Genomic DNA, 22,839 nt, shown 5'->3' with positions numbered 1-22,839 from the left:
GTCCTGTATTTCTCGCGGGGGCGTGCTCATGCGACCAGGACGGCCTCAAAGCCGGCCTCGTCGACCGCACCGAGGATGGCGTCCGCGTCGATGGGCCGGGTGCTGGTGACGACGAGCCTGCCGGTGGCGGCACTGACTGTCACGTCGTCGACGCCCGGGATCTGGGCCACCTCGCTGCGGATTGCCGCCTCGCAGTGCCCGCAGCTCATCCCGCTCACCCGATACTCGCTGGTGGGCATGCCGCTCCTTCGCTATCCCCGGCAGGTTTTGACCACTCCATTCTGCCTGCTCGGCGGAGTGGCCCATTTCCGCATGTGCGATCCGCCGCCGGGTGAACGGCCTCACGTCAGACGTAGCCGACGCCGATATCGACGGAAACCTGACTTGCGGTGACCAGTCTGGATTGGTCGGAGGCCAGCCAGGCCACGGCGTCCGCGATGTCTTCGGGCTGTGCAACACCGTCGGGCAGCAGGGGCTTGTGCAGACCCCGCAGATGCGGGTAGTCGTCGGCGGCCGATCGCAGCGCTTCCCGCATCCGGCCGGTACCCATTGGTGTCGCGACCGCTCCGGGGTTGAGGCTGTTGACGCGAATGTTGTACCGGCCGAGTTCGGCGGCGAACGCGCGCGCCATTCCGACGACGGCGTGTTTGCTTGCTGTGTAGTGGATCATGAACGACTGCATGTTGATGCCCGCAGCCGATCCGATCAAGATGATCGAGCCGCCGCGGTCTCCGTCGATGATGTGCTGCGCCCCCGCCATCACGGTGTTCCAGGTGCCGATGACGTTGGTATCGATGGTGTCTCGAAACGCCTGCGCGGTGATCTGATTCCAGGGGGCGGGGCTGCAGATCCCGGCGTTGGCGACGATGATGTCGAGCCGGCCGAGTTTGCCCACGGCAGCGTCCACTTCGGCTTTGAGCGCATCCAGATCGCGGATGTCGACCTCTGCTGTGATGACCCTGCTGCCGCTTGCGGTCACCGCTCGCGCCGTCTCCGCCAGATCGCCGGGCGTCGGCGAATCATAGGGGACGCTCGGCGGCAGCGGCCCGGCGATATCAATCGCAATGATGTCGGCGCCGTCGGCGGCCAGCCGTACCGCGTGTGCCCGACCCTGTCCACGCGCGGCTCCGGTGATCAGCGCGACCTTTCCCGAGAATGACTGGCTCATAAGCGGTTGGGATCCTTTCGCTCACCGGCAGTTGGTTCCGGCGTTCCAGCATGCCGTAGTCGTGCCGTCGTGTTGGGTGAAGAGGTCGCGCGGCTGACCACATCCGGCTTCTGGGCTGCACGGTTCGTGGCATCGCCGGTGTGGGATCCGAACATTCCGGCTCAACAGAACTAGACCGGATTACGCTGCCGGGTAGTGGAAGGAGACATCATGACCGTCACTGTCGTCGAACGGGGGCCTCGCCAGGTGAGCCGCAGGGTCGAGGTGGCCGCCCCGGCCGCAGAGCTGTTTGCCTTGGTCGCCGACCCACGCCGTCACCACGAGCTGGACGGGTCGGGCACGGTGCGCGATAACATCACCGTGCCGGCACAACTGGTTGAGGGCTCGAAGTTTTCGACGCACATGAAGAGGTTCGGGCTTCCCTACCGGATCACCAGCACGGTCACCGCACTGACGCAGAACGAGCTCATCGAATGGCGCCACCCGCTGGGTCACCGCTGGCGGTGGGAATTCGAGAAGCTGTCGTCGACGCTGACCCAGGTCACCGAGACATTCGACTATCGCGATGCCGGCACGATCAAGAACAAGCTGAACTACTACGAGCGGATGGGTTTCGCAAAGGCGAACGCGTCGGGCATCGAAGCGACGCTGAGCAAGCTGCGTGACCGCTTCGCGGGCTGATCAGGCCGCCGGATCGGCTGCGTCCCAAGACATCACGCCGGACACCCAATGGCTGAGTTCCTTGGCCTGGTCGTTGCGGTGCAGATGGCGCGGCGGCGTGGCAAAGGTGGAGTAGGGCCGGCAGCGGATGACCACACGATTTTCGCGTTCACACATTGCCCTGATGTGCGGCCGGGATTCGTCGCCGAGTGGTTGGCCGGACATCCGACCGGCGACCGCCATCATGACGTCGACCGCCAGATCCCGGTCTTGTTCTAGAGTTGCGTCGGCATAGACCTGCAGATAGGCAAAGGGCCACCGCTCGTCGAGCACGCACAGGCTCACCTTGCCATCACGTTCGACGATGCGAGCCTTGCCGCGGCCGGCCATGGTGGAGACCAGCAATTCGTCGGTATCGGTGGGGATGTAATAGACGATCGACATGCCGGGGCCGTCGTTGCGACGACGGTAGCCGAAGACGCAGGTGCGATGGGTGCGCACGAACTCGCGCCGTTCGGAGGGAAGCATGTCGCGGTCGGTGGGAGCGGTGAAGGGTTCTGCCGCCAGGGGGAGAAGCATGGCGAATCTTCCTTGCTGTCAACGTCCTTGAACTATGGAACTAATTATGGATACAGTGTCTCCGTAATTAATGCAGGTGTCAAGCGGCGGGAGAGCCACCTTGCGTGATGTCGGCGACATCGACCGGCCACGGCGTGCGCGCGGGCGCCCGGCCCTACCGATGGAGCGCATCCTGGGTGCGGCCGTCGAGCTCGTCGACGAGCAGGGGCCCGAGGCCTTGTCGATGCGGTCGCTTGCGCAGCGCCTGGAGTCGGGCACCGCCACGCTGTACCGCCACTTCTCCAACCGATCGCAGCTGGTCTCCCTGGTAATCGATCAGATCCTCGGCGAGGTCGACCTCGACGCGGAGGAGCTCGCCGCAATGCCATGGCAGCGGGCCTGTAATTTGTTCGCGCAGAACATGTTTGACGCGCTGAGCCGGCATGGCAACGTCACGCCCCTGTTGGTCGAATACACCCCGATGGGTCCGAACGCGTTGGCCATTCGCGAGCGCTGCCTGGCCGTCCTTCTCGACAACGGTTTTTCACCTGCGTTCGCGGCCCGCGCGTACGCGACGCTGGCGCGCTACGTCCTGGGCTTTGCGATACAACTGTCTTCGGTGCCGGGGGAGGGCGATCAACGGGACGCCGAACTCTCGGTGGCATTTCACCGGCTCGATCCGTTCCGCTTTCCCGCGACGGTCGCCGTCGCCGACGACCTGCCCGTCCCCTTGGCCGACGAATTTGCGTTCGGCTTGCGGCTCATCGTCGCCGGGCTCGAGCGGTTGCGGAAGTGAACGCAGCCGTGCCCTGAACCGTGGATTGGGGGGATGCCCCCCGTTTCGAGCTGAAAGGACTTCTCCCGGTGATCGACCAAACCCTGGCGCCGGCGCTGACCCGATGGGGCCAACTCATCAGCCGCTACGGCCTGGTACTCGTCTTGGCATGGATCGGATTCGGCAAATACGTGAAAATGGAAGCCCGCGTGCTCATTCAGCACAGCCCCCTGATGAGCTGGGTCTACCATGTTTTCAGCGTCACCTTCGTCGCGTACGCGCTCGGAACGATGGAAATCGTTGCCGCCCTTCTCATTGCGCTACGCCCCCGATGGCCCCGGGTCTCGGCGGCGGGCAGCGCCTTGGCTGTGGTGCTGTTCGCGGGCACATTGAGTTTTTTATTCACCACCCCCGGGGTGGTCGTGACGTATGCCCACGGTTTTCCAGTGCTCTCGGCGCTGCCGGGCCAATTTCTGCTCAAGGATCTGGTCTTGCTCGGGGTCGCGTTGTGGACGCTGGGCGACTCACTGACGGCTGCCGGTCAAGAGCGTTCCCCTCGGTAGCCCCTCGGCTGCCTTGCGTGTCGGGAGCTCGGCCGACAGCAGTTATGTTGTCGCGCAACGCCGAGGTGGTTCGCTACGCCCACAACAGGCTGGCCGAGCTCGCCGCCAAAGAGCCCTTCACCAGTGCCCCCGCACTCCGAGTTGGACTACCTCGTCTAACCGCCGGCGGCCACCCTGGCTCGTTCGGTCATCGACGCGATCACACCGCCGTCGTTGAGAATGTCGGTGCCGGTGAGGTATCCGGCCCGCTCGCTGGCGCAGAAGGCGAGCAGCTCGGCCATCTCCTCCGGCTGGCCCCACCGCGGGACGGCGGCGTTGGCGACCATCGCGCCGGCGCCGGCCTGCTCCTCGAGCCTGCCCATCTCGGTGTCGATGGACCCCGGTGACACGGAGACGATGCGCAATCCGCGGGCGTTGAATCGCTCGGCCTGCGACTGGCTGTACCACTTCACGAAGCTCTTGCTCACGGCATAGGCGAGGCCGGATCGCGCCTCCTCGGGAGCGATGCTGCACGCCGCCAGCATGGCGTCCATGAAGGCGTCCGTGTCGCCCATCGCCGTCGGAAACTGTTGTGCCGGAACGATTTCTGCGGGTAGCATGTGAGCCGCCATCGATGCCACGTTGACGATCACCGCGCCCTCGCCCGCGGCCGCGAAGAATTCCTCGTTGACGTTGACGGTGCCAATTGCGTTGGTCCGCATGACGTAGTCGGCCGCGCCCATGCTCGGGCTGACCCCCGCGGTGTGGATGACGGAGACGACGGTCCCGAGGCCGGCTGCGGTGCCGAGCAGGTCGGCGACGGCGCGCCGGTCGGTCACGTCGCAGTCGATGGCCGTCGCGGCGATGCCGAGGTCTTGCAGTGTCGTGGCCGCGGTCGCCAGCCGGTCCCGCCTGACGTCGCACAGCACCACGGTGTGGTCGCGGCCGACGATTTTCGCCGTGGCCAGACCCATGCCGCCCGCGCCGCCTGTGATCACCGACACTCGATTCATACCTGGGACCGTATACGCAGCGCGATGGCGGGCGCAGGACGGTCATCGGTGCCGCGGCGGCTACTACGGGTGGACGGAGGCCCCCGGCTCCTGGTGGGGGTGACCGCTGTGCCGAATGGCCGTGCCGAAGAACGGCGCCCCGAGGGTCGGACGCACATGGCGACGGTTGATGATCAGCCCGACGACGGCCACCGCGATGTATACACCGCAGAGCAGCAACCGCCCCTGAGTCGAGAAGATCGGGAATTGGATTACGAACAGCCCGAGCAGTGTGCACGCGGCGGACCGGTTGAATCGCAGCGCCAGGATCAGCGCCACCCCCATCATCGTTTGGGTCGCGGTCAGCAGCACCTCCTCCACCTGGCGGGAGTCCAGGTGCAGGGAGAACCCGCCCCCGCCCAGCAGGTGGGCGATCGGCAGTGACCCGATCAGCAGGGTCCACTGGTTGACCTTGGAGGAGATCAGCGTGGCGATCGCCGCGGTGCCCTTGCCCCGGGCGGCGAAGATGGTCGCGATGATGAATTCCGGTGCTTCGGAGGCCAGGGGAGCCAGCCACTGCACGAGCAGGAAGCGGTTGATGCCGAGTTCGGTGCCGGCGGCGACCAGGTTGTCGGCGAAGGGCTTGGCGCACAGCAGGATTACCCCGCCCGAGACCAAGAACAGGCCGATTACGGCGGCGCGGCGCCGGCCGTCGGGCAGGTCGCCCAACGCGGCGGCGGTGCCGACCAGGTCGGGCTCTTCGACCTCGCCGTGGCTGATCTTGTAGAGGTAGAAGCCGAACCAGGCCAGCAACGCCAGTCCCAGCCCGAGATGGATCTGGCCGCTCGCCGGGATCACGAACGCGAGGACGCCGGCGATCAACAGAAATCCGAGTTCGACCCGGTTTGCTGACTCGAGCGTCAGACCGGTGGACTTCGCCGACCCGGACTTGCGCGCGACCATGATGCTCACCAGCACCACGACGGGCCAACCCAGACCCATCAGCAACCGGTTGGATCCGGTCATGTTGGCGGCGGCGTATTGCGTGTAATCCGCGTTGTGGCCGGACACGTAGCCGTAGTAGAGGTCCACGGCGTATTCCGGCAGCACGGCGATCAGGGCGAGCAGCGCCGTGGCCAGCCCACCGGAGACATCGATCTGTGCCGCCTCGGCGGCCCAGGCCAGCAAGAAACTGGCCGCCACCACCGCGGCCCCGAAGATCAGCAGGGCGAGCACCGCGCCGGTATGCACTCCGGTGATCCGGACGACCACGGCCGGGACGACGAAAGCGCCGGTGATCAAGCCAGAACGGGTCAGGGTGCGGCGCCGCCAGGCCGTCGTCGTCGAGACGGTGGTTGCGGGCCTGTCTGTGGCGAGCATCGTCATCCTTCGCGCTAGCGATCGGGTGGCTACTTCGGCTCGGTTGCCGTGGCGAACCGGATACCCAACCTACCCGCGGCGGCCGGGGTCAGCAACGCAGCGGGTTCACCTTCGAAGCGGTGCGTGCGAACGCATATTTGCTGCCCAGGGGACTGCGGAAGCAAGAGTTAGGCTGCCCTGATTTGGAACTTTGGCAAACCTCGCCACCATTCGTTACGACGCACAGCGAACTGGGGCGGTTCCCGTCGTTTCCCCTAAGCGTCCGGGCCCATGGCCGTGGCGGCAGCTTGAGCGAACAGCTCAACGGCCTGATTGCGGTTCAGCGATGCCAGCAGCTGCGCGGCGGCGCGCATGGTGTCGCCCACCATCAGGGTGGGGCCGTTGCCGAGGTTCTCGAATGCCTCGGCGATGACGTCGGACACGGCCGCGGCGTCCGAGGGGACCTCGTCGGGGGAGCCGATCTGGCCGCGGCTGTATTCGAGTTCGCGCAATGCCGGTGTGTCGGTCTTGCCCAGGATGAGGCCCAGGACGTCGACACCCTTGTCATGCAACTCGGCCCACAGCGCCTCGGCGAAGACCATGTCGAACGCCTTCGAGGCGCCGTAGGCGACCATGTTCGGTCCGCCGGCCAGACCGGCGCCCGACCCGAAGATGACGATGCCGCCGCTGCCTCGCTGCACCATCGCTGGCGCGAAATGGTGGCATAGCTGCATGGGCACCATGCAGTTGCGTTGCACCATCGCCTCGGCGGCTTCGATCGGATTGGCAAGGAACGGTTCGAAATTCGGGTCGGCGCCGGCGCAGTACACGAGTGTGCCGATCTCCAGATCACCGGTGGCCGCGGCGATCGCCGCGGCCGCACCGGGCTGCGCGAGATCGATTGCGACGGTGCGGGTTTGCACCGACGTCTGGCCCTCGATGCCGGCTGCGACGAGGTCGAGAACGGCTTGCCGGCGGGCCAGCAGTACCACGTTGACACCGCGCTCGGCAAGGCCTTCGGCGAACGCCGCGCCCACACCGTCGGAGGCGCCGGCCACCAGCGCCCATGGCCCGTATTTCGTCGCGAATGTCACTTACCCGCCCCCGACCGTGGTGATGCGAACCTGGGTGTAGCGCCGGCGGGCGATGCGCCACCCCGCCGGCGTGCGGACCATGTCGTCGTCGTAGAACCCGATCGCGTTGACGCCAGAGTTGTTGTCGGCGGCCATGATCAGGCCGTCGATGTAGGTACGTGCCGTGGCGTTGTCACCGTCGAGGGTGATGGCCTGGTTGGTCAGGCGGTGCAGCGTGTGCCCCGCCAGGGCATGCACCTGCTCCATGAAGTCGGCGACCGCGTCGACGCCGTTCCAGGTGCCGATCTCCCCGTAGTCCAGTTGGCAGTCATCGGTGAAGACGGTGCGAAACAGCCGCCAGTCGCGCCGGTCGATCCCCGTTGCATAGCGCACCAGCAGTTCGGAGATGTCTTGGCGGTCATCGCGTTCGCTCACGAGAGGTCTCCATTCGGGCGGACGACGATCCGGGGCGGACCGTCCGACCGGCGGGCCTGATCGAGGGCCTCGGGCACCTCGTCAAGGCTGATGATCTTCCCGACGCTCGGCAGCGGGTCCAGGCGGCCCGCCGCGATGGCGTCGAGCGTGCCGTACCAATCCTGCGGGTGTGGTCCGCCGCCGAACTGGATCGTCACGCCTTGGCGGGTGGCGGTGGTGATGTCGAGGGTGTCGCCGGTGTACCAGCCGCCCGCACAATAGATGCGGGTGCCCATTTCGGCGGATTCGACCAACTTCTGGATCAGCCCGGATGCGCCGACGCACTCGAATACGACTGCAGGCCCAGGCAATCCGCGTTGCGCGCGCACCTCGTTGAACGCCTCGAACGGGGACTTCTCGCCCGGATCGACCAGCACGTGCGCGCCGAACCCGTCACCGGCCAGCCGGCGCCGGTCGGCCTTGTAGTCGGCGACGACGATGGGTTCGATGCCGCGACCGGCCAGGGCCGCGACGGCCGAGAGCCCGATCGCTCCCGCACCGATGACGAGGGGGATCTCGCCGGGCTGCAACTGCGCCGAGCGCACGTAGAACTCGCCGACAGCGAACGCGTCGGTCAATGCCACGGCATCGCTGGACACCTCGCCGAGGACTGGTTTGGCCGCCACCTCCGAAACCACCAGCAGCTCAGCGAAACTGCCCTGCGCCTCGGGGTGCTGACCGATGATGCGCATTCCGCCGGCGCCGCCGTCGACCAGACGCACGGGCATGGCCGTCACGCGCGTGCCGGCGGCGAACTGGTCGGTGCAGCCGGGTCCATGTCCGACGACCTCGCCCACGAACTCGTGGCCGAGCACGATGTCGCGGTCGGTGTCATACAGCGAGCGGCCGGTCGGGTCGTCGATGGCGAGCTCGGGATGATCCATGAAATGCACGTCGGATGCGCAGATCGCGGTACTCAACGTGCGCAGCAACAACTCACCCGGCCCGGGCTTCGGGTCCGCCGTCTCGCGGACCTGTAACCGGCCGTCTCGTAACACCACAGCGCGCAATCCGTTAACTTTCTCGAATAATCGATATAGGATCTCGAATGTTCGTCTAACTGTAAAAACGCCGTCGTAGAGGAGTCAAGCGATTCGCGGTTCGACGTCAGCGCCGACCGCCCGCGTGCTCGATGTCGTCGAGCTGCTGGCACGGTCTCCAAGCGCGCGGCTGCGCTTCTCCGACGTGGTGCGTGAGCTGGACCTCACCCAGGCGACCGCGCACGCGATCCTGAAGACGCTGTGCGACCGCGGCTGGGCCAGTCGCGATCCGGTCGCGAAGACGTTCGCGCTCGGCCCCGCGCTCGCGGTGGTGGCCGCCCGCACGGACACCGCCCGGCCGCTCGCGCACGCGGCGCGGTCGGCGGCCCTGCGGCTGTCCAGGGAAGTCGGCTACGCCTGTTCTGTGGTCGAGAAGTTGGGTGATTCCTTGGTTGTCACCGCCTTCGAGGGTGAACCGGCCACCCAGCCGTCGGGCATACCGGGTGATCGCATCCCGTTCGCGCCGCCGTTCGGGGTCGCGATGGCGGCCTGGGACACCGAGGAGGAGCAACGCGCGTGGGTCCGGCGTGGTGCGGGCGACAATGCCGACCGCACCCAGCGCCTGCAGCAGGTGTTGGCGCACACGCGGAAACGGGGATACGACGTCGACTGGACGACTCCGGCGCTGGCGCAGGCGGTGCAGGTGGTCGGCACGCTGGACAGCAGCGAGGTGCCCACCCCGGTGCGTCACATCATGGATCAGCTGCTGGTCGAGTTCACCACCATCGGGTTTCTCTCCGACGACAACCCGGGCCGGCGCAAGCAACCCGTGGTGACCATCGCCGCCCCGGTTTTCGACGACCGGGGCCGTGTTGCCCTGATGGTGGCCGTGCACCCGCTGTGCACGCTGAGCGCGCGACAGATCCGCGACATCGGCAAACACCTGACCGACGAAACGGCCGCACTCAGCGAATCGCCACCGCAGGTCGATACCGCCATGTAGCGCATCGCACAGATCGTGGGCGCTGGCGTCGGGGTAGCCTCGCCTGGGAGGCGAAAAGTGGTGGCACATAACTACGTTGTGGACGAGCTGGCCGAATTCGTTGTGAGCGCACAGCAGGCGGATCTGACCGGGCAGCCGCGCGCATTGTTGAAACGCAACGTGCTCGACAGCCTCGCGTGCGCCGTCGGTTCGCTGGACGGCGAGCTCATCCCGACAATTCGTGACCACACCGCCCAGTTCGGCGGCGCTCCGACGGCCACCCTGGTGGGTGGTGGGCGAGCATCGGTCGACCAGGCCGCGTTCTTCAACGCGGTGCTGGTGCGCTACCCCGATCTGCTCGACACCTATCTGACCGTGGGCGGGCTCTGCCATCCCGCCGACAACTTCGGCGCCGTTCTCGCCGTGGCCGAACACGTTGGAGCCGGCGGGGCGGACTTGCTGCTGGCGCTGGCGGTCGCGTATGAGGTCCAATGCCGTTTCAGCGCACAGGTTCCCGTGATGGCACACGGACTCAACCACGCGCTGCAGCTGTCCATGTCGGTCGCGGCGGGGAGCGCGAAGCTGCTGGGGCTGAACGCCGCGCAGACCGCCAACGCCATCGCCGCCGCGGCGGCCGACAACGTGTCGCTGGCGACGGTCCATGCCGAACCAGTGTCGAACTGGAAGGGCATCTCGCCTGCCATCACCGGCATGCGCGCCGTGTACACGACGATGCTCGCCGCGCGCGGGATCACCGGACCCAAGTCACTGTTCGAGGGGCCGCACGGGTTGGTGCAGTTATTCGATCAGCCCGTCGATCTCCACACCGCCGACCGGAGCCTCACCTGTGTCGAGCAGACCTACTTGAAGCAGTACTGCTCGCTCATCCACGGCCAGGTCGTCATCGACGCGGTCCTGGCGGTTCGCACCGAGAACGGTTTGCGCGGTGCGGATGTCGCCCGAGTGGACCTCGAGGTCTTTCAGGGGGCGTACGACTTTGCCGGCGGGGGCGCGTACGGCGACAAAGATCACCCGATCACCAAGGAGCAGGCCGACTACAACCTCAAGTACCTGACCGCGGCCGCCCTGCTCGACGGGGGCGTGGGACCGGAACAGCTTGCGAATCACCGGGTTTCGCGGGCGGACGTCCAAGACCTGTTGTCGCGGGTGCGGGTCGGGGCGGCCGACGACCTGACCGCCGACTATCCGCAGCGCACCGCGGCGCGGGTGCACGTGATAACCAGCGACGGCCGAGAGTTCAGCCGCGAGCAGTCGGATTACGAGGGGTCGCCTACCCGCCCGATGCCCTGGGAACGCGTCGTGGACAAGTTCGCCTGGCTCGCCGAACCGTTCTGCGACGAGCCGCTGCGCGATGACATCGTCGCCGCCGTGGCCCGTCTCGACGAGATCGAAGTCGCCGAACTCACCGGACTCCTGGGGTCGGTGTTTGCCACCGCTCGGTGCGCTCGCAGCAAGCCGCGCTTCTGACCCGTTGCGCGTGCCCCCCTTGCGTCGCCGACCTTCGGCCATGAATGATCCGGCCATGGGCAAAGAACACCGCCACAATCGGTGGGAGCTGGTCACCTGCGCCGTAGCCGGGCACGCCACCTACGCACCGGACGAGAAGTTGCTCGCCGACCGGTTGAGCGGCAGCACCGGACTCGGCGAAGTGTGGCGCTGCTTGCGGTGCGGTGAATTCACCGTAGGTGAGCCGCACGGACGCGGCCGCGCCGAAGACGCGCCGATGATCATGCGCGGCAAGGCCTTACGTCAGGCGATCATCATCCGCGCATTGGCGGTGGAACGCTTGTTGCGGGCGGTGGTGATCGCGCTGGCCGCCTACGCGGTGTGGAAGTTCCGCGGGGCGCGCGGCGCCATCCAGGCCACCCTCGATCGTGACCTGCCGATCTTCCGCGCCGCCGGATTCAAGGTCGACCAGATGACCATCGTGCACGAACTGGAGAAGGCGCTGGCCGCCAAGCCGTCCACGCTGGCCCTGCTGACCTTGGCGCTGTTGGGGTACGCGCTGATCGAGGTCGTCGAAGGGGTCGGCCTGTGGCTGCTGAAGCGCTGGGGCGAATACTTCGCGGTGATAGCCACCTCGGTCTTCTTGCCGCTCGAGATCCACGACCTGGCCAAGGGCATCACCATGACCCGGGCGGTGACCTTCGCCATCAACGTCGCCGCGGTGATCTACCTGTTGGTTTCGAAGCGATTGTTCGGGCTGCGGGGCGGACGCAAGGCCTACGACGACGAACGACGCGGCGAGCAGCTGCTCGACGTCGAGGAGGCCGCCGCGGCGAACTGACCCCCACCCAGGGCCGCGTCCGCCGGTCCGACAGGCATACTGCCCGTCGGAACGGAGGAATCAATGGGCACCTATGCCATTACCGGGTCGGCTTCCGGGATGGGCCGCGAGACCGCCGCACGACTGCGCGACAACGGGCATAGCGTCATAGGTGTCGACATCAAGGACGCCGATATCGTCGCCGACCTGTCGACGCCCGATGGACGCAAAGCGGCGGCCGACCGCGTCCTGGCGGCTTCGGACAGCAGACTCGACGGTGCCGTCCTCGCGGCCGGCCTGGGCCCCAGCCCCGGTCGCGACCGCATCCGCAAGATCGCTGCGGTCAACTACTTCGGTGTCGTCGAATTGCTCGCCGCCTGGCGCGCCGCGCTGGCGGCCGCCGAACGCGCGAAGGTCGTTGTCGTCGCCAGTAATTCGACGACGACGATTCCCGCGGTGCCACGCCGCGCGGTCAAGGCGTTACTTGCCCACGATGCAGACAAGGCGGTGCGGACGGTGCGGCTGTTGGGACCGGCGGCACCGACGATGATGTACGGCGCATCCAAGATCGCGGTCAGCCGTTGGGTGCGACGCCACGCGGTGCTTCCGGAGTGGGCCGGCTCAGGCGTGCGCCTGAATGCGTTGTCTCCGGGGGCGATCATGACCCCGCTTCTGCAGGAACAGCTGTCGAACCCGAGGCAGGCCAAGGCCGTACAGTCGTTCCCGGTCCCCCTGGGCGGCTTCGGAGACGCGGGACACATGGCGGACTGGATGTGTTTCATGTTGTCCGACGCCGCCGACTTTCTCTGCGGCAGTGTAGTATTCGTGGACGGCGGTACCGACGCGTATTTCCGTCCCGACGACTGGCCGAAGGCGGTACCGGCACACCGATTGCCGGGCTATCTGCGCCGGTTCAAGGGTTTTCATTAGACGCACTGTTGCGTGCCCTTGGTTGCGTCACGATTGTGCCGTACGCCACAAACGGGCTTTTCGTGACGTTTACCGCGGCGCGGCGCCGCCGTAAAGCGGCTGCGGTGCAATTGACTGAGTCGGCGCACAAGCCGAAAGAACAAAGGAACACATTGTGGCCACACTTCCGGCCTGGGTCAGCCAGGCTCCCGCCACGTTCGACGTGGTGCCGCCGCTGAAGACGCGCGCCTCCGACGTCGTGCACGCGGTGCTGAGAAGCTCGCGGCGACCGGCGGCTGCGGGTCCGCGCCTGATGCCCAAGGGCGTCGAACGCTGCTGACGGGACAGTCGGGTAGCCAAACGCCCCTACCTGGCCTTATCGCCGATACCCGCCTGATCCGGCGGAACGGCTGACCGCGCCGCTCGATCGCGTTCGCGGCGCCGCGCGCGGGAGGCGCGCAGGTTGACGGCGTTACCGCAGGTTTTGACGTCGTGCCACACCCCGCTGTTGTTCTTCGAGCGGTCGTAGAACGTCGACCCGCACCGGTGGTTGTGGCACCGCTTGATCCGCCGCCAGGTGCCCGCTTGCTGGCTCAACAGGATCTCGCCCCACAGCGCCGACGCCAGCCAGCGCCATCCGCTGCCGCTGGGATCCAGCCGCACCTCGTCGGATTCGGACAGCGCGAACGAGGTGGTGACACCGCCGGGGCCTCGCCCGCTCGGCGGTTCGCCGGCCACCAGCTGCTCGATGGTGGTCCGCAGGCCGCGGAGCTTGACCAGATCCGCGTCGACCAGCTCGGGTGGCTGCACCTCCACGTTGCGGGCGGACGACCACGCGCGCACCGCGGTGGCTACCCAGTGGCCGGCGAGGTCCGGGTCGGCGAGCAGGTCCGGACCATACCCGTCGATGGCCCTCGTGTTGAGGAAGTCCTGGACCAGGCCCAAGCCTCCAGGAGCCGAGGCACACCCGTAACGCTGCGACGCAGCCCACGGTGAGGACATATCCGAATGCTACTTGCCTATGTCGGACCGGTCAACTACCGTGACATAATCAAACAAGATTTGGCTACGTCAAGGGAGTGGGATCATGGTCAATGTCAAGGGGTCGACGGTGGTGGTCGCCGGTGGCCAGCGCGGGCTCGGCAAGGCAATCGTGGCGGAATTGTTGGAACGGGGCGCGGCCAAGGTCTACGCCACCGCCCGGGCGCCCCAGCCCAGTCAGGATTCGCGGGTGGTCAGCGTCGAATTGGACGTCACCAAACCGGATTCGGTGGCGGCGCTGGCGGCCGGGGCATCGGACACCGGCATCGTCGTCAACAATGCCGGTGTGCTCGGCGCGCGAAGCCTGCTTAACAGCGACATCGACGAGGTGCGAGCGGTCTTCGAGACGAACTACTTCGGCGCTCTGCGGGTGGCCAAGGCGTTCGCACCGATCCTGGCCGACAACGGCGGCGGGGCTCTGGTCGACATCGCCTCGATCCTGTCCTGGATGCCCGGCTCCGGTGGGTATGGAGATTCCAAGGCCGCGCTGTGGTCGGCGACGAATTCGCTGCGCATCGAACTCGAGAAGCAGGGGACCCTGGTTGTTGCCGCGCACCTGAGCTTCACCGACACCGATATGGCCTCCGGCTTCGACGCACCCAAGAACGACCCGCGCCAGGTGGCGCGCGCGATCGTCGACGGCATCGAGGGGGACGACACCGAGGTGCTGGCCGACGATGACACCCGCTACCTCAAGGCGGCGCTGTCCGGGCCAATCGAGGCGCTGCCGCGGATGGGGTGAATCGGCCGGAGGCGACGAACAAAGGTTCTCAACGCTTCGGCCCGAAGTCACGAACGCGCCGACCGGCCGGACATGTTTGGATAGCGACATGGAAGAGGAACGCGTTGTGAGCGCCACCCGCGTGATATCGGCCAATGCCGCCCGGATTTTCGAACTGATCGCCGACCCGGCGCGCCAGCCGAGCTGGGACGGCAACGACAATCTGGCCTCGGCGGCTGCTGGCCAGCGTGTTCATCGGGTGGGCGACATCTTCAAGACAACGCTGACCAACGGCGCGGTGCGCGAGAACCACGTCACCGAGTTTGTGGAAGGCAGCTTAATCGCTTGGCGCCCAGCCGAACCCGGCAAGGCGCCCCCCGGCCATCTATGGCGATGGGAGCTAAGCCCGGTCAACGCCGAACTCACCACGGTGACCCACACTTACGATTGGACCGCACTCACCGATGCCAACCGCATCGAAAGAGCCCGCGCGACAACGCCCGACATGCTGCGCGAGTCGATGGACAACCTCGCCGTGTTGGCGCAATCGCCGGAATAGGTCCGGCCGGTGGCCTCCGTGACGCCCGACGGATCAGCCCTTCTTGCCGCGCACCCACTGGAACGTACCCAGATTCTTCACCCTGACGCTCGCAAAACCGTTGGCTTCCAAGGCATCACCGATTTCGTCGTCGTCGAACGCGTGCGCCCCGACGTTCGGCAGCAGCTGCCAATAGCGGGCCAGCCGCCCGGCGGTCGGGACCATGACGGCCAGCCTGCCGCCGGGCCTAAGCACGCGCGCGATCTCGGCAAGGGCAGCCGCCGGATCCGGCACCAGTTGCAGCACCGCGGTGGACACCGCCACATCAATAGTGCTGTCGCGCAGCGGAAGTCTCTGTGCGTCGGCCTTGATGAAGCCGACCTGCGGTCCGGCCTCGTTACGCACGGCGCGCGCAAGCATCGGCTCGGAGATATCGACGCCGAGGGCCAGCCCGTCCGGTCCGGCGGCACGCGCCAGGGATGCGGTGACATTGCCCGGACCCGAGCCGACGTCCAGCGCGATACCGCCCTGCGGGACGTCCAACCACTCCAGCGGTAGTTGCCATGCGCTGAACCAGCGCCGGGAAAGCGCTTGGGCGTTGTCGTAGAGCATCGATCCGATCGGTGAGGCCCAGGCCGCCTGAATCGGGCCGGTGTTCTTCTTGACTGCACCGTCGATGTCGGCGCCGAGCAGGTTGAGATAACCGTGGCTCACGTCGGGATCGGCCGGTGGGTCGATCAGCAGGTCCAGCGCTCGCCGGAGCGCGGGAGGCAGCGAGATGTGCACGTCGGTCATGCGTACTCCTTCGATCAAATGTCAAGCCAGACGCCAGAAATCGAATGGAAAGCCGCAAGCGTCGGCTCCGGTAAGTCCCCGCTCGCAGCCTACGCCGAGGACCGTGACGCTTCGACCGCTGCGATTTGTCGGGTGGGTTACCGGTGGGCGACGGCGTGCTCGCGGACCAGGGCGTACAGCCGCCAGTAGCCCGGGACGCCCTTGAGCGCGGTCTCGCCGCGATCGCCGAACCGGTGCCGCGACCCGGTGACGATGTCGCGAAGCGTGGAGGACACCAGAACCTCGCTGGGCCCCGCGAGCGCCGCCACCCGCGCCCCGATGTGAACGGCCATGCCCGCGACGTCCGCGCCGCGCATCTCGACCTCGCCGGCGTGAATGCCGACCCGCACCTCGATGCCCAGAACGTGAACGGCGTCCACGATGGCGTCGGCACAGGCGATCGCCGCGCTCGGGCTGCTGAACGTCGCGACGAATCCGTCTCCGGCAGTGTTGACTTCGCGGCCGCTGAACCGCTGCAGCGCGTGGCGCACGATCGTGTCGTGGTTGTCCAGCAGATCGCGCCAGTGGTGATCGCCCAGCGCGGCGGCGCGCTCGGTGGAGCCCACGATGTCGGTGAACATGATGGTGGTGAGCAGCCGCTCGGCATCGGAGCCGCCGCGCACCCCGGTAATGAATTCTTCGATCTCGTCGAGCATCGGCGCGGTGTCGCCGACCCAGTACAGGGAGTCCTGCCCGGACAGTTCGACGAGGCGGGACCCGGGGATACGCTCGGCGAGGTAGTGCGCGTGCTCGACGGGGCTGAACGCGGGGTTGTCGCGATGCAGGATCAGCGTCGGCACTGCGACGCGAGGCAGCCTGTCGCGGACGTCGCCCTCCCTGACCTTGTTGATGAAGGCGCGAGCCATGCTGGGCGACGCCGCCCGGTTGCCGGCCATGTCCCACCACGAACGGAATGCGTCATCGTGCGCGACACTGGGGGCGATGATGCCGAGCATGTCGAAACCCTGCTCGACGGCGTCGGGCTCCATCCCGATCGACGTGAATCGGTCGGCGGCGTCGAGCTCAGCCCCGATGGGGTAGTCGGGTGCCCGCAGCGTGCGCGCCGCGCCGTTGGCTATCACAAGGCTGTTCACGCGGTCGGAGTGGTCGGCCGCGAGAACCACACCGGCAAGCGTGGTGAAACCCGGCGCGAAGATCGTGGCTCGCTCGCAACCGACCGCGTCCATGACCGCGAGCGCGTCCCGCGCCCACGACTCCGGGCCGAGCATGTCGAGCGAGGGAACCCGGGACGACAGGCCGATCCCGCGTTGATCGAAGCGGATCACCCGGCAGAAGGAGGCCAGCCGACGATGGAACCGATACATCGACGGCTCACTGTCGACGCAGTCGATCGGGATCAGCGGACCCGGCAGCATGAGCAGGTCGATCGGTCCATCGCCGAAGACCTGATAGGCGATGTCGATCTCGCCGCAACTGGCGTACCGGGTCCGCGGAGCCGCCGAACTCCCAGCCACGGCTCAAGGCTAGTTCAGGACGCCGACAATTTGACCGTCGTCAGGAGGCCTGCTCACGGCTGATGATCGGAACCAGATAGCGGGCCGCGTACTCGCGAACCGCGGCCGGGTCCGAGGTGTCGAGCCGGTCGGTGGGAAACACGATGATGCCGAGGGCGACGCGCAGCAGGATGTCGGCGACGTTGTCCAGGTCGGACTGGGGCAGGTCGGCGCCGCACCGCCGCAGGGTATGCGCGATTCCGTCGGCGAACTGGCGAATCGGGAAGGCATGCGAGCGGGAGAACATGCCGAACAGTTCGGGTTCGCTGTCGGCGATCCGCGAATACAGGGGCGAGTCTTCAATCAGGCGGACCCCGAGTGCGAAGGCCTCGACCACAGCCTGTTGCGGATCACAACCCGCGGTCGCTTGATCCAGGGTGCTGAAGAACAGTCCGGCCTCGCGCCGGACCACCTGGGCGAACAGGTTCTCCTTGGTCGGAAAGCGACGGTAGATGGTGCTGCGGCTGACCCCGGCCCGAGCGGCGACGTCGTCGATGTTGGCGCGACGCACCCCGTAGGTCTCGAACACGCTTCGCGCGGTGTCCAGGATGGTGCGGTCGAGATCGGTCTTACCGCCGGCAATGGCAGAGCCCGGTTCGGACTGCATGATCGGCGGCATCGCATCAACTCCTCGACCTGCTAGGCTGCTGACACAAAGATACGTCTTTGCGCCATTACTTCACAATGCCGGCGTCCACCCGATGCGGCGCCGGTGCGGCAGGGAGGTGGGCATGACCGCCCAGAACGACGAGTTTGTCGAGGCGACCGCTGGGTCGCGTTTCGACTCCGGCGTTCGCGAAGCGATGCCCATGCCCATCGACGACGAGGTCGGCGACACCGCCCCGCGGCTGGGGCCGGATTCGTTGATTTGGAAGTTCTACGGCGACGTCCGGACTCAGCTGTTCGGGTTTCAGCGCACGGCCGGGGTGGAGAACTGCATCGAACAGCTGGCCCAGGGCGTGCTGGACCACTCGGTGATCTTCAGCGACACGCTGGGGCGCGCCAAGCGGACCGCGCCGCCCCTGATGAACACCGTCTACTCCGATGAGCCCCACCAGTGGGGCCGCAAGGTGCGCGACTTCCACAAGACGATCAAGGGCACGATCAGCGACGGCTCGAGATATCACGCCCTGAATCCGGAGCTCTTCTACTGGGCGCATGCCAGCTTCGTCGACCAGGTCATCTACAACACCGACACCTTCATCCGCCGGCTGTCGCACGCCGAAAAGGAACAGATCTTCAACGAGGGCAAGCTCTGGTACAGCCTGTACGGCGTCAGCGATCGGGGACAACCGCAGACCTACGACGAGTTCGTGGCCTATTGGGACGAGATGCTCGACCGGTTCGTCCCGCACAAGACCGTGCTGTACGGCACCGGCTACATCCGCAAGGGCATACCGGGCCCACGCCGGATTCCCAAGCCAATCTGGACGGTCCTCTCCGCACCGCTGAACGCCTACACCCGGCTGATCGTCGTCGGAACGCTGCCGCCGCAGATGCGCGAGGTGTGTCAGCTGCAGTGGGATGCCAAGAGGGAGAGGCGTTTTCAGCGCATCGCCGCGGCCATTCGAGCGCTCAGCCCGCTGCTCAACCGGCTGCCGGTCCGGGTGCTCTACACGAGCTGGGCCGCCGCGGCGTGGCACCGCGCAGGCGTCGATCCGCGCCGGCTGCACAACCAACCGGGCGCGTAACCGAATCGGCCGCGGTCACGTTTTTCGTGACACCGCGCAGGCGCATAGGGCATCGTGGTTAGCCGGCTCCGCATTGGGGCATTCCGCTCTGTCGGCCGAGTGGCCGGTCGAGCGAGCCGACGGCAGGGCGACCCCGAAGGAGAACCGCGATGCAGATGACGGGCAACACCGTTCTGGTCACCGGTGGCGGCAGCGGCATCGGCCGCGGGCTGGCGGAATCCTTCCACCGATTGGGCAATCAGGTGATCATCGCCGCCCGGCGCAGCAATCATCTCCGCGCCGTGGCCGAGGCCAACCCGGGCATGCAGACCCTCTCGCTCGACCAGGGCGACCCCGCCGACATCCGGCGATTCGCCACCGAGGTGACCGACCACTACCCGGACCTCAACGTGTTGGTCAACAACGCCGGGATTCAGCGGGTCGAGGACCTGACCGGTAGCAACGTCGGCTTGGCCGAACAGAGCATCGCCATCAATCTGCTGGGCCCCATCAGGCTGACGTCGGCACTGCTGCCGGCACTGCAACGCAAGCCGCACGCCACGATCCTCAACGTGACGTCCGGGTTGGCCTTCATGCCGAGCGCTCTCACCCCGACTTACTGCGCCGCCAAGGCGGCGTTGCACTCCTACACCGAATCGCTGCGGTTCCAGCTGCGCGACACCTCGGTGCAGGTGATCGAGATCATTCCGCCACACGTGCAGACCGCGCTGCAGGGCGAGCGTGGATTCGATCCCCGGGCGATGCCACTGGAGGACTACATCACCGAGACGATGACGCTGCTGCAGACGCAGCCGCAGGCCAAGGAGATCGTGGTGGAGCGCGTCAAGATGTTCCGGTTCGCCGAACGCGATGGCACCTACGACGACATTTATCGGCGTTTCAACGAGACGATCACGGCCATGCTCGGCAGTTAGGCCGCAGCAGCGCCGCACGCCTCCTAGGCGGCGAGCCCGGAAGCGGCGCTGAACACCATATGCATAGAGATGAAACTTCTTGTGAAATAAGGCAATACGACGACGCGCGCCCCTGGCCAGGTGTCCGGCGTCCTTGGCTTACCGGTTCACGATGGGACAGGATCGAGGACATGGCCGATGTCGACTTCTCGTTGTTGGACGTCCCGCGCGCGGCACCCGTCGAGGATGCCGACGCCTACTTGCGCGCGGCGATCGCCTGGCATTTCGGCGACGACACCGGTTCGCCGTTCTGGTTGCGGGTTGCCCGCACGCTGGACTTCGACCCGTTGACCGACATCGACACCTTCGCCGATCTTCGGCTGTTTCCCAACCTGATCAACGAATTACGCAATGTCCCAGTGGAGGACCTCATCCCTCGCGGTTACGCGGCCGACGGTTCCGCGGCATCGTTGCCCCAGGTCTTCGAATCCGGCGGAACCACTGGCGCCCCGAAACGCACTGTGCAGCTGCCGGATTGGGTCGCACAGGTCATCGAATGGCAAACCGAGGACTTCGCTGCGGGCGGCTTTCGGTGCGGGCAGGGCTTTCTTTGCCTGATGCCGAGCGGCCCGCACGGCGTCGGCTACTTCTCCCGGCTGGTGTCACAGCGACTCGGCGCGGTTTTCCACGCGATTGACATCGATCCCCGCTGGGTCAAGAAGATCGCCGCGCGCGGCGCTGCGGCCGAAGTGGCGGCCTACGTCGACCATGTCGTCGAGCAGGCCGTCTTCGTGTTGCAGATGCAGAACGTCGCGAACCTGCACACCACGCCGCCGCTGCTGGAGGCGATGGCCCGCGACGATCGGGTGGTCGACCTGGTCAACGACAAGATTCGGTACCTGCTGCTCAGCGGCGCGCATGTGGACGCCGACACGCTCGACCTGCTGCGCGGCATGTTCCCGGCGACGACGATCACCATGGCGTTCGGCAGCACCATGGTGCTCTCACAGGCGGTCACCAGAACCGTCGACGGCGATGTGTTCGTCTTCGACCCGCGCACCCCGTATGTGGTGTTCTGGGTGGTCGATCCCGGCACCGGGCAACGCGTGCCGTACGGGCAGCACGGGCAGGTGGTGATGAACCATGTCAGCAAGGGCATGTTCATCCCGAACAACCCGGAGCGCGACCTGGCGATCAGGAGGCCCGGGCCCGCGGGCGACCTCAGCGATTCGGTCAGCGAGGTGCGACCGGTGGCCACTTTCGAGGGCGAGACCGTCATCGAAGGCGTGTACTGAGCATGGCCAGTGAAACTGGTGCCACCGCAACCGGTTTGGTAGACCTGGATGCGCTCGGGGCGGACGGCGACTATCGAACCCGCAGACGCGAGGTCATCACCACGACCGCGGGCACCGCGGCCGCCGAGGTGAGCATGGTTCCGCCGCTCTACGTTTCGCGGACGCTGGCCGCGCAGCGCAAAGCCGCACCGCTTCCGGTCGCCCAGCGCGCGGCCGCGCTGGCCCGGGCCGCCGAGATATTTGTCGATGGTGTGATCGCCGGCCTGGATTTCGAAGCCTACGTCGGGTTGGCCGGCCGGATTTCGGGCATGCCGATCGCGGTCACCCGGGCCGCGGCGAGCGGGGTGGCCGACGCCGTCGCCGACGCTTTCGATGCGGTCCGGCCGGCTCAGCCGGCGGGGGCGAGGTTGGACTGGCGCGACGAGCGCATTCGCGCGGGCGGTGCGTTGTGGGTGCGTCGGGGCGAGGTGTTCGCCGTGCACGCGGCCGGAAACGGCCCGGGTGTGCACGGCCTCTGGCCCCAGGCGCTGGCGCTGGGCTACCGGGTCGCGGTGCGCCCGTCGCGGCGCGAGCCGCTGACGGCGCATCGGCTGGTGTGCGCGCTGCGCCAGGCCGGTTTTCGCGCCGAGGACGCCGCCTATCTGCCCACCGACCACGCCGGTGCGGACGAACTCATCCGGCGCGCCGACCTCGCGATGGTGTACGGCGGCCAGGAGGTGGTCGACAAGTACGCCGGCGATCCGGCGGTCATCGTGAACGGGCCGGGCCGCACCAAGATCGTGATCACCGCCGACCGGGACTGGCGCGACTATCTGGACCTCATCGTCGACTCGATCGCCAACCACGGCGGCATGGCATGCGTCAACACCACCGCGGTGCTCTGCGAGGGTGATCCCACGGCGCTGGCCCGAGCGATCGCCGAACGATTGGTGACCATCGAACCGCTGCCCACCGACGACGAGCGGGCGAGCCTGCCCACGCAGCCCATCGAAAAGGCGCGCGCACTCGCGAACTTCCTGGCGGCCAAGGCCGCCGGGTCAACCCCGCTGCTCGGCGCCGATCAGGTCGTCGCCGACCTGGGCGACGGTTATGCCGCGCTGCGCCCGGCCGTTCACTTGATGACCGAACCCGACGTGGACAAACTCAACCTCGAGCTGCCCTTCCCGTGTGTGTGGGTATCGGGATGGTCGCGCCTAGCCGGGTTGGGGCCGTTACGGCATTCGCTCGTCGTCACCGCTATCACCGGCGACGGGACGCTGATCGACGATCTGGTGGCCGAACCGACCGTCGCCAACGTCTACTGCGGGCACCACCCGACGTGGTTGCATGCACCGCAGATTCCACACGACGGATTTCTGGCCGACGCCCTGATGCGCAACAAAGGTTTCATCAGGGATTAGCCGGCGATACCGGTTTGCCGGTCATTCTCCGAAGCCGCCATGTGGCGACGCGACCGACGTTGCGCCAGGCCCGCTCATGCCCAGGTGGCTGGAGGCGAAGGCGACGCCCTTGTCGATCACGGCGCCGTCGTCGGCGTAGGTGTCGTGTGCGGC

26 protein-coding genes and 1 pseudogene are annotated in these 22,839 nt (G+C 66.9%); 14 read left to right on the top strand and 13 right to left on the bottom strand.

Going from position 1 to position 22,839, the window contains the following annotated elements:
- Window positions 1–26 precede the first annotated feature (26 nt).
- Together A5753_RS21715 and A5753_RS21710 are read right to left on the bottom strand one after the other, a co-directional pair.
- Complete coding sequence (locus A5753_RS21715) at window positions 27–239, bottom strand: heavy-metal-associated domain-containing protein (protein WP_067133237.1); 213 nt, start codon at window positions 237–239, stop codon at window positions 27–29.
- 107 nt (window positions 240–346) lie between these two features.
- Window positions 347–1,168, bottom strand: coding sequence for a mycofactocin-coupled SDR family oxidoreductase (locus tag A5753_RS21710; protein ID WP_067133234.1), 822 nt, complete (start codon window positions 1,166–1,168; stop codon window positions 347–349).
- 210 nt (window positions 1,169–1,378) lie between these two features.
- On the opposite strand from A5753_RS21710, the gene A5753_RS21705 reads away from it, so the two are divergent.
- Window positions 1,379–1,849 (top strand): SRPBCC family protein, encoded by a 471-nt coding sequence (locus tag A5753_RS21705; RefSeq protein WP_067133267.1) that lies wholly within the window; start codon window positions 1,379–1,381, stop codon window positions 1,847–1,849.
- On the opposite strand, the gene A5753_RS21700 is transcribed toward A5753_RS21705, so the two are convergent.
- Complete coding sequence (locus A5753_RS21700; protein ID WP_067133231.1) at window positions 1,850–2,407, bottom strand: pyridoxamine 5'-phosphate oxidase family protein; 558 nt, start codon at window positions 2,405–2,407, stop codon at window positions 1,850–1,852.
- A gap of 160 nt (window positions 2,408–2,567) precedes the next feature.
- Between A5753_RS21700 and A5753_RS21695 the strand changes: the two genes are divergently transcribed.
- Window positions 2,568–3,182, top strand: coding sequence for a TetR/AcrR family transcriptional regulator (locus A5753_RS21695; RefSeq protein WP_067133228.1), 615 nt, complete (start codon window positions 2,568–2,570; stop codon window positions 3,180–3,182).
- Between the two features lie 68 nt (window positions 3,183–3,250).
- Complete coding sequence (locus A5753_RS21690) at window positions 3,251–3,724, top strand: YkgB family protein (protein WP_231990137.1); 474 nt, start codon at window positions 3,251–3,253, stop codon at window positions 3,722–3,724.
- A gap of 155 nt (window positions 3,725–3,879) precedes the next feature.
- Here A5753_RS21690 and A5753_RS21685 read toward each other — a convergent pair whose 3' ends face one another.
- The 5 genes from A5753_RS21685 to A5753_RS21665 form a co-directional block, all read right to left on the bottom strand.
- A complete protein-coding gene (locus tag A5753_RS21685; RefSeq protein ID WP_082971427.1) occupies window positions 3,880–4,716 on the bottom strand; it encodes an SDR family oxidoreductase in 837 nt (278 codons plus the stop codon).
- A gap of 63 nt (window positions 4,717–4,779) precedes the next feature.
- A complete protein-coding gene (locus tag A5753_RS21680; protein ID WP_082971426.1) occupies window positions 4,780–6,081 on the bottom strand; it encodes a sodium:proton exchanger in 1,302 nt (433 codons plus the stop codon).
- 248 nt (window positions 6,082–6,329) lie between these two features.
- A complete protein-coding gene (locus A5753_RS21675; RefSeq protein ID WP_067133225.1) occupies window positions 6,330–7,148 on the bottom strand; it encodes an SDR family NAD(P)-dependent oxidoreductase in 819 nt (272 codons plus the stop codon).
- Window positions 7,149–7,562 carry a nuclear transport factor 2 family protein gene (locus A5753_RS21670; protein ID WP_067133222.1) on the bottom strand — a complete coding sequence of 138 codons (414 nt, stop codon included), beginning with the start codon at window positions 7,560–7,562 and terminating at the stop codon, window positions 7,149–7,151.
- The gene (locus tag A5753_RS21665; protein WP_067133218.1) at window positions 7,559–8,602 is read right to left on the bottom strand and encodes a zinc-binding dehydrogenase; all 1,044 of its coding nucleotides are present in this window, start codon (window positions 8,600–8,602) and stop codon (window positions 7,559–7,561) included. The genes A5753_RS21670 and A5753_RS21665 overlap by 4 nt, the downstream gene beginning before the upstream one ends.
- Before the next feature lie 124 nt (window positions 8,603–8,726).
- On the opposite strand from A5753_RS21665, the gene A5753_RS21660 reads away from it, so the two are divergent.
- From A5753_RS21660 to A5753_RS24645, 5 genes are all read left to right on the top strand, one after another.
- A complete protein-coding gene (locus tag A5753_RS21660; protein WP_067133215.1) occupies window positions 8,727–9,584 on the top strand; it encodes an IclR family transcriptional regulator in 858 nt (285 codons plus the stop codon).
- 78 nt (window positions 9,585–9,662) lie between these two features.
- On the top strand, window positions 9,663–11,051 hold the full coding sequence (locus tag A5753_RS21655; RefSeq protein ID WP_067133253.1) for an MmgE/PrpD family protein: 1,389 nt from the start codon (window positions 9,663–9,665) through the stop codon (window positions 11,049–11,051).
- A 55-nt stretch (window positions 11,052–11,106) separates the two neighbouring features.
- Window positions 11,107–11,871, top strand: coding sequence for a DUF2127 domain-containing protein (locus A5753_RS21650; protein ID WP_067133250.1), 765 nt, complete (start codon window positions 11,107–11,109; stop codon window positions 11,869–11,871).
- Between the two features lie 63 nt (window positions 11,872–11,934).
- Complete coding sequence (locus tag A5753_RS21645) at window positions 11,935–12,780, top strand: SDR family oxidoreductase (protein ID WP_067133211.1); 846 nt, start codon at window positions 11,935–11,937, stop codon at window positions 12,778–12,780.
- Window positions 12,781–12,934: 154 nt separating this feature from the next.
- Entirely contained in the window at window positions 12,935–13,099 is a 165-nt protein-coding gene (locus A5753_RS24645) for a hypothetical protein (RefSeq protein WP_197694768.1), read from the top strand.
- A 26-nt stretch (window positions 13,100–13,125) separates the two neighbouring features.
- Here the strand turns inward: A5753_RS24645 and A5753_RS21640 are convergent, their stop codons facing one another.
- Window positions 13,126–13,698, bottom strand: a complete 573-nt coding sequence (locus tag A5753_RS21640) for a CGNR zinc finger domain-containing protein (protein ID WP_067133247.1) — start codon at window positions 13,696–13,698, stop codon at window positions 13,126–13,128.
- Window positions 13,699–13,846: 148 nt separating this feature from the next.
- On the opposite strand from A5753_RS21640, the gene A5753_RS21635 reads away from it, so the two are divergent.
- Window positions 13,847–14,542, top strand: a complete 696-nt coding sequence (locus A5753_RS21635) for an SDR family oxidoreductase (RefSeq protein WP_067133208.1) — start codon at window positions 13,847–13,849, stop codon at window positions 14,540–14,542.
- A gap of 88 nt (window positions 14,543–14,630) precedes the next feature.
- Window positions 14,631–15,080 (top strand): SRPBCC family protein, encoded by a 450-nt coding sequence (locus A5753_RS21630; RefSeq protein WP_067133205.1) that lies wholly within the window; start codon window positions 14,631–14,633, stop codon window positions 15,078–15,080.
- A gap of 33 nt (window positions 15,081–15,113) precedes the next feature.
- Here the strand turns inward: A5753_RS21630 and A5753_RS21625 are convergent, their stop codons facing one another.
- The 3 genes from A5753_RS21625 to A5753_RS21615 all read right to left on the bottom strand — a co-directional run bounded on the left by A5753_RS21625 (window position 15,114) and on the right by A5753_RS21615 (window position 18,014).
- Window positions 15,114–15,854 carry a methyltransferase domain-containing protein gene (locus tag A5753_RS21625; RefSeq protein ID WP_067133202.1) on the bottom strand — a complete coding sequence of 247 codons (741 nt, stop codon included), beginning with the start codon at window positions 15,852–15,854 and terminating at the stop codon, window positions 15,114–15,116.
- A gap of 137 nt (window positions 15,855–15,991) precedes the next feature.
- Entirely contained in the window at window positions 15,992–17,368 is a 1,377-nt protein-coding gene (locus A5753_RS21620) for an adenylate/guanylate cyclase domain-containing protein (RefSeq protein WP_067133199.1), read from the bottom strand.
- Window positions 17,369–17,408: 40 nt separating this feature from the next.
- Entirely contained in the window at window positions 17,409–18,014 is a 606-nt protein-coding gene (locus tag A5753_RS21615) for a TetR/AcrR family transcriptional regulator (RefSeq protein WP_067133244.1), read from the bottom strand.
- A gap of 124 nt (window positions 18,015–18,138) precedes the next feature.
- On the opposite strand from A5753_RS21615, the gene A5753_RS21610 reads away from it, so the two are divergent.
- The 4 genes from A5753_RS21610 to A5753_RS21595 all read left to right on the top strand — a co-directional run bounded on the left by A5753_RS21610 (window position 18,139) and on the right by A5753_RS21595 (window position 22,686).
- The gene (locus tag A5753_RS21610) at window positions 18,139–19,098 is read left to right on the top strand and encodes an oxygenase MpaB family protein (protein WP_156656193.1); all 960 of its coding nucleotides are present in this window, start codon (window positions 18,139–18,141) and stop codon (window positions 19,096–19,098) included.
- Window positions 19,099–19,247: 149 nt separating this feature from the next.
- Entirely contained in the window at window positions 19,248–20,012 is a 765-nt protein-coding gene (locus A5753_RS21605) for an SDR family oxidoreductase (protein ID WP_067133193.1), read from the top strand.
- Window positions 20,013–20,182: 170 nt separating this feature from the next.
- Window positions 20,183–21,286 (top strand): AMP-binding protein, encoded by a 1,104-nt coding sequence (locus tag A5753_RS21600; protein WP_067133188.1) that lies wholly within the window; start codon window positions 20,183–20,185, stop codon window positions 21,284–21,286.
- Between the two features lie 35 nt (window positions 21,287–21,321).
- On the top strand, window positions 21,322–22,686 hold the full coding sequence (locus tag A5753_RS21595) for an aldehyde dehydrogenase family protein (RefSeq protein ID WP_067133240.1): 1,365 nt from the start codon (window positions 21,322–21,324) through the stop codon (window positions 22,684–22,686).
- Window positions 22,687–22,707: 21 nt separating this feature from the next.
- Here the strand turns inward: A5753_RS21595 and A5753_RS21590 are convergent.
- Window positions 22,708–22,839, bottom strand: a pseudogene (locus A5753_RS21590) (cutinase family protein); the annotation flags it as partial.

Origin of the sequence: Mycobacterium sp. 852002-51971_SCH5477799-a (assembly GCF_001667145.1) — a bacterium.
GTDB lineage: Bacteria > Actinomycetota > Actinomycetes > Mycobacteriales > Mycobacteriaceae > Mycobacterium.
This window is presented reverse-complemented; position numbering and strand designations above follow the sequence as displayed.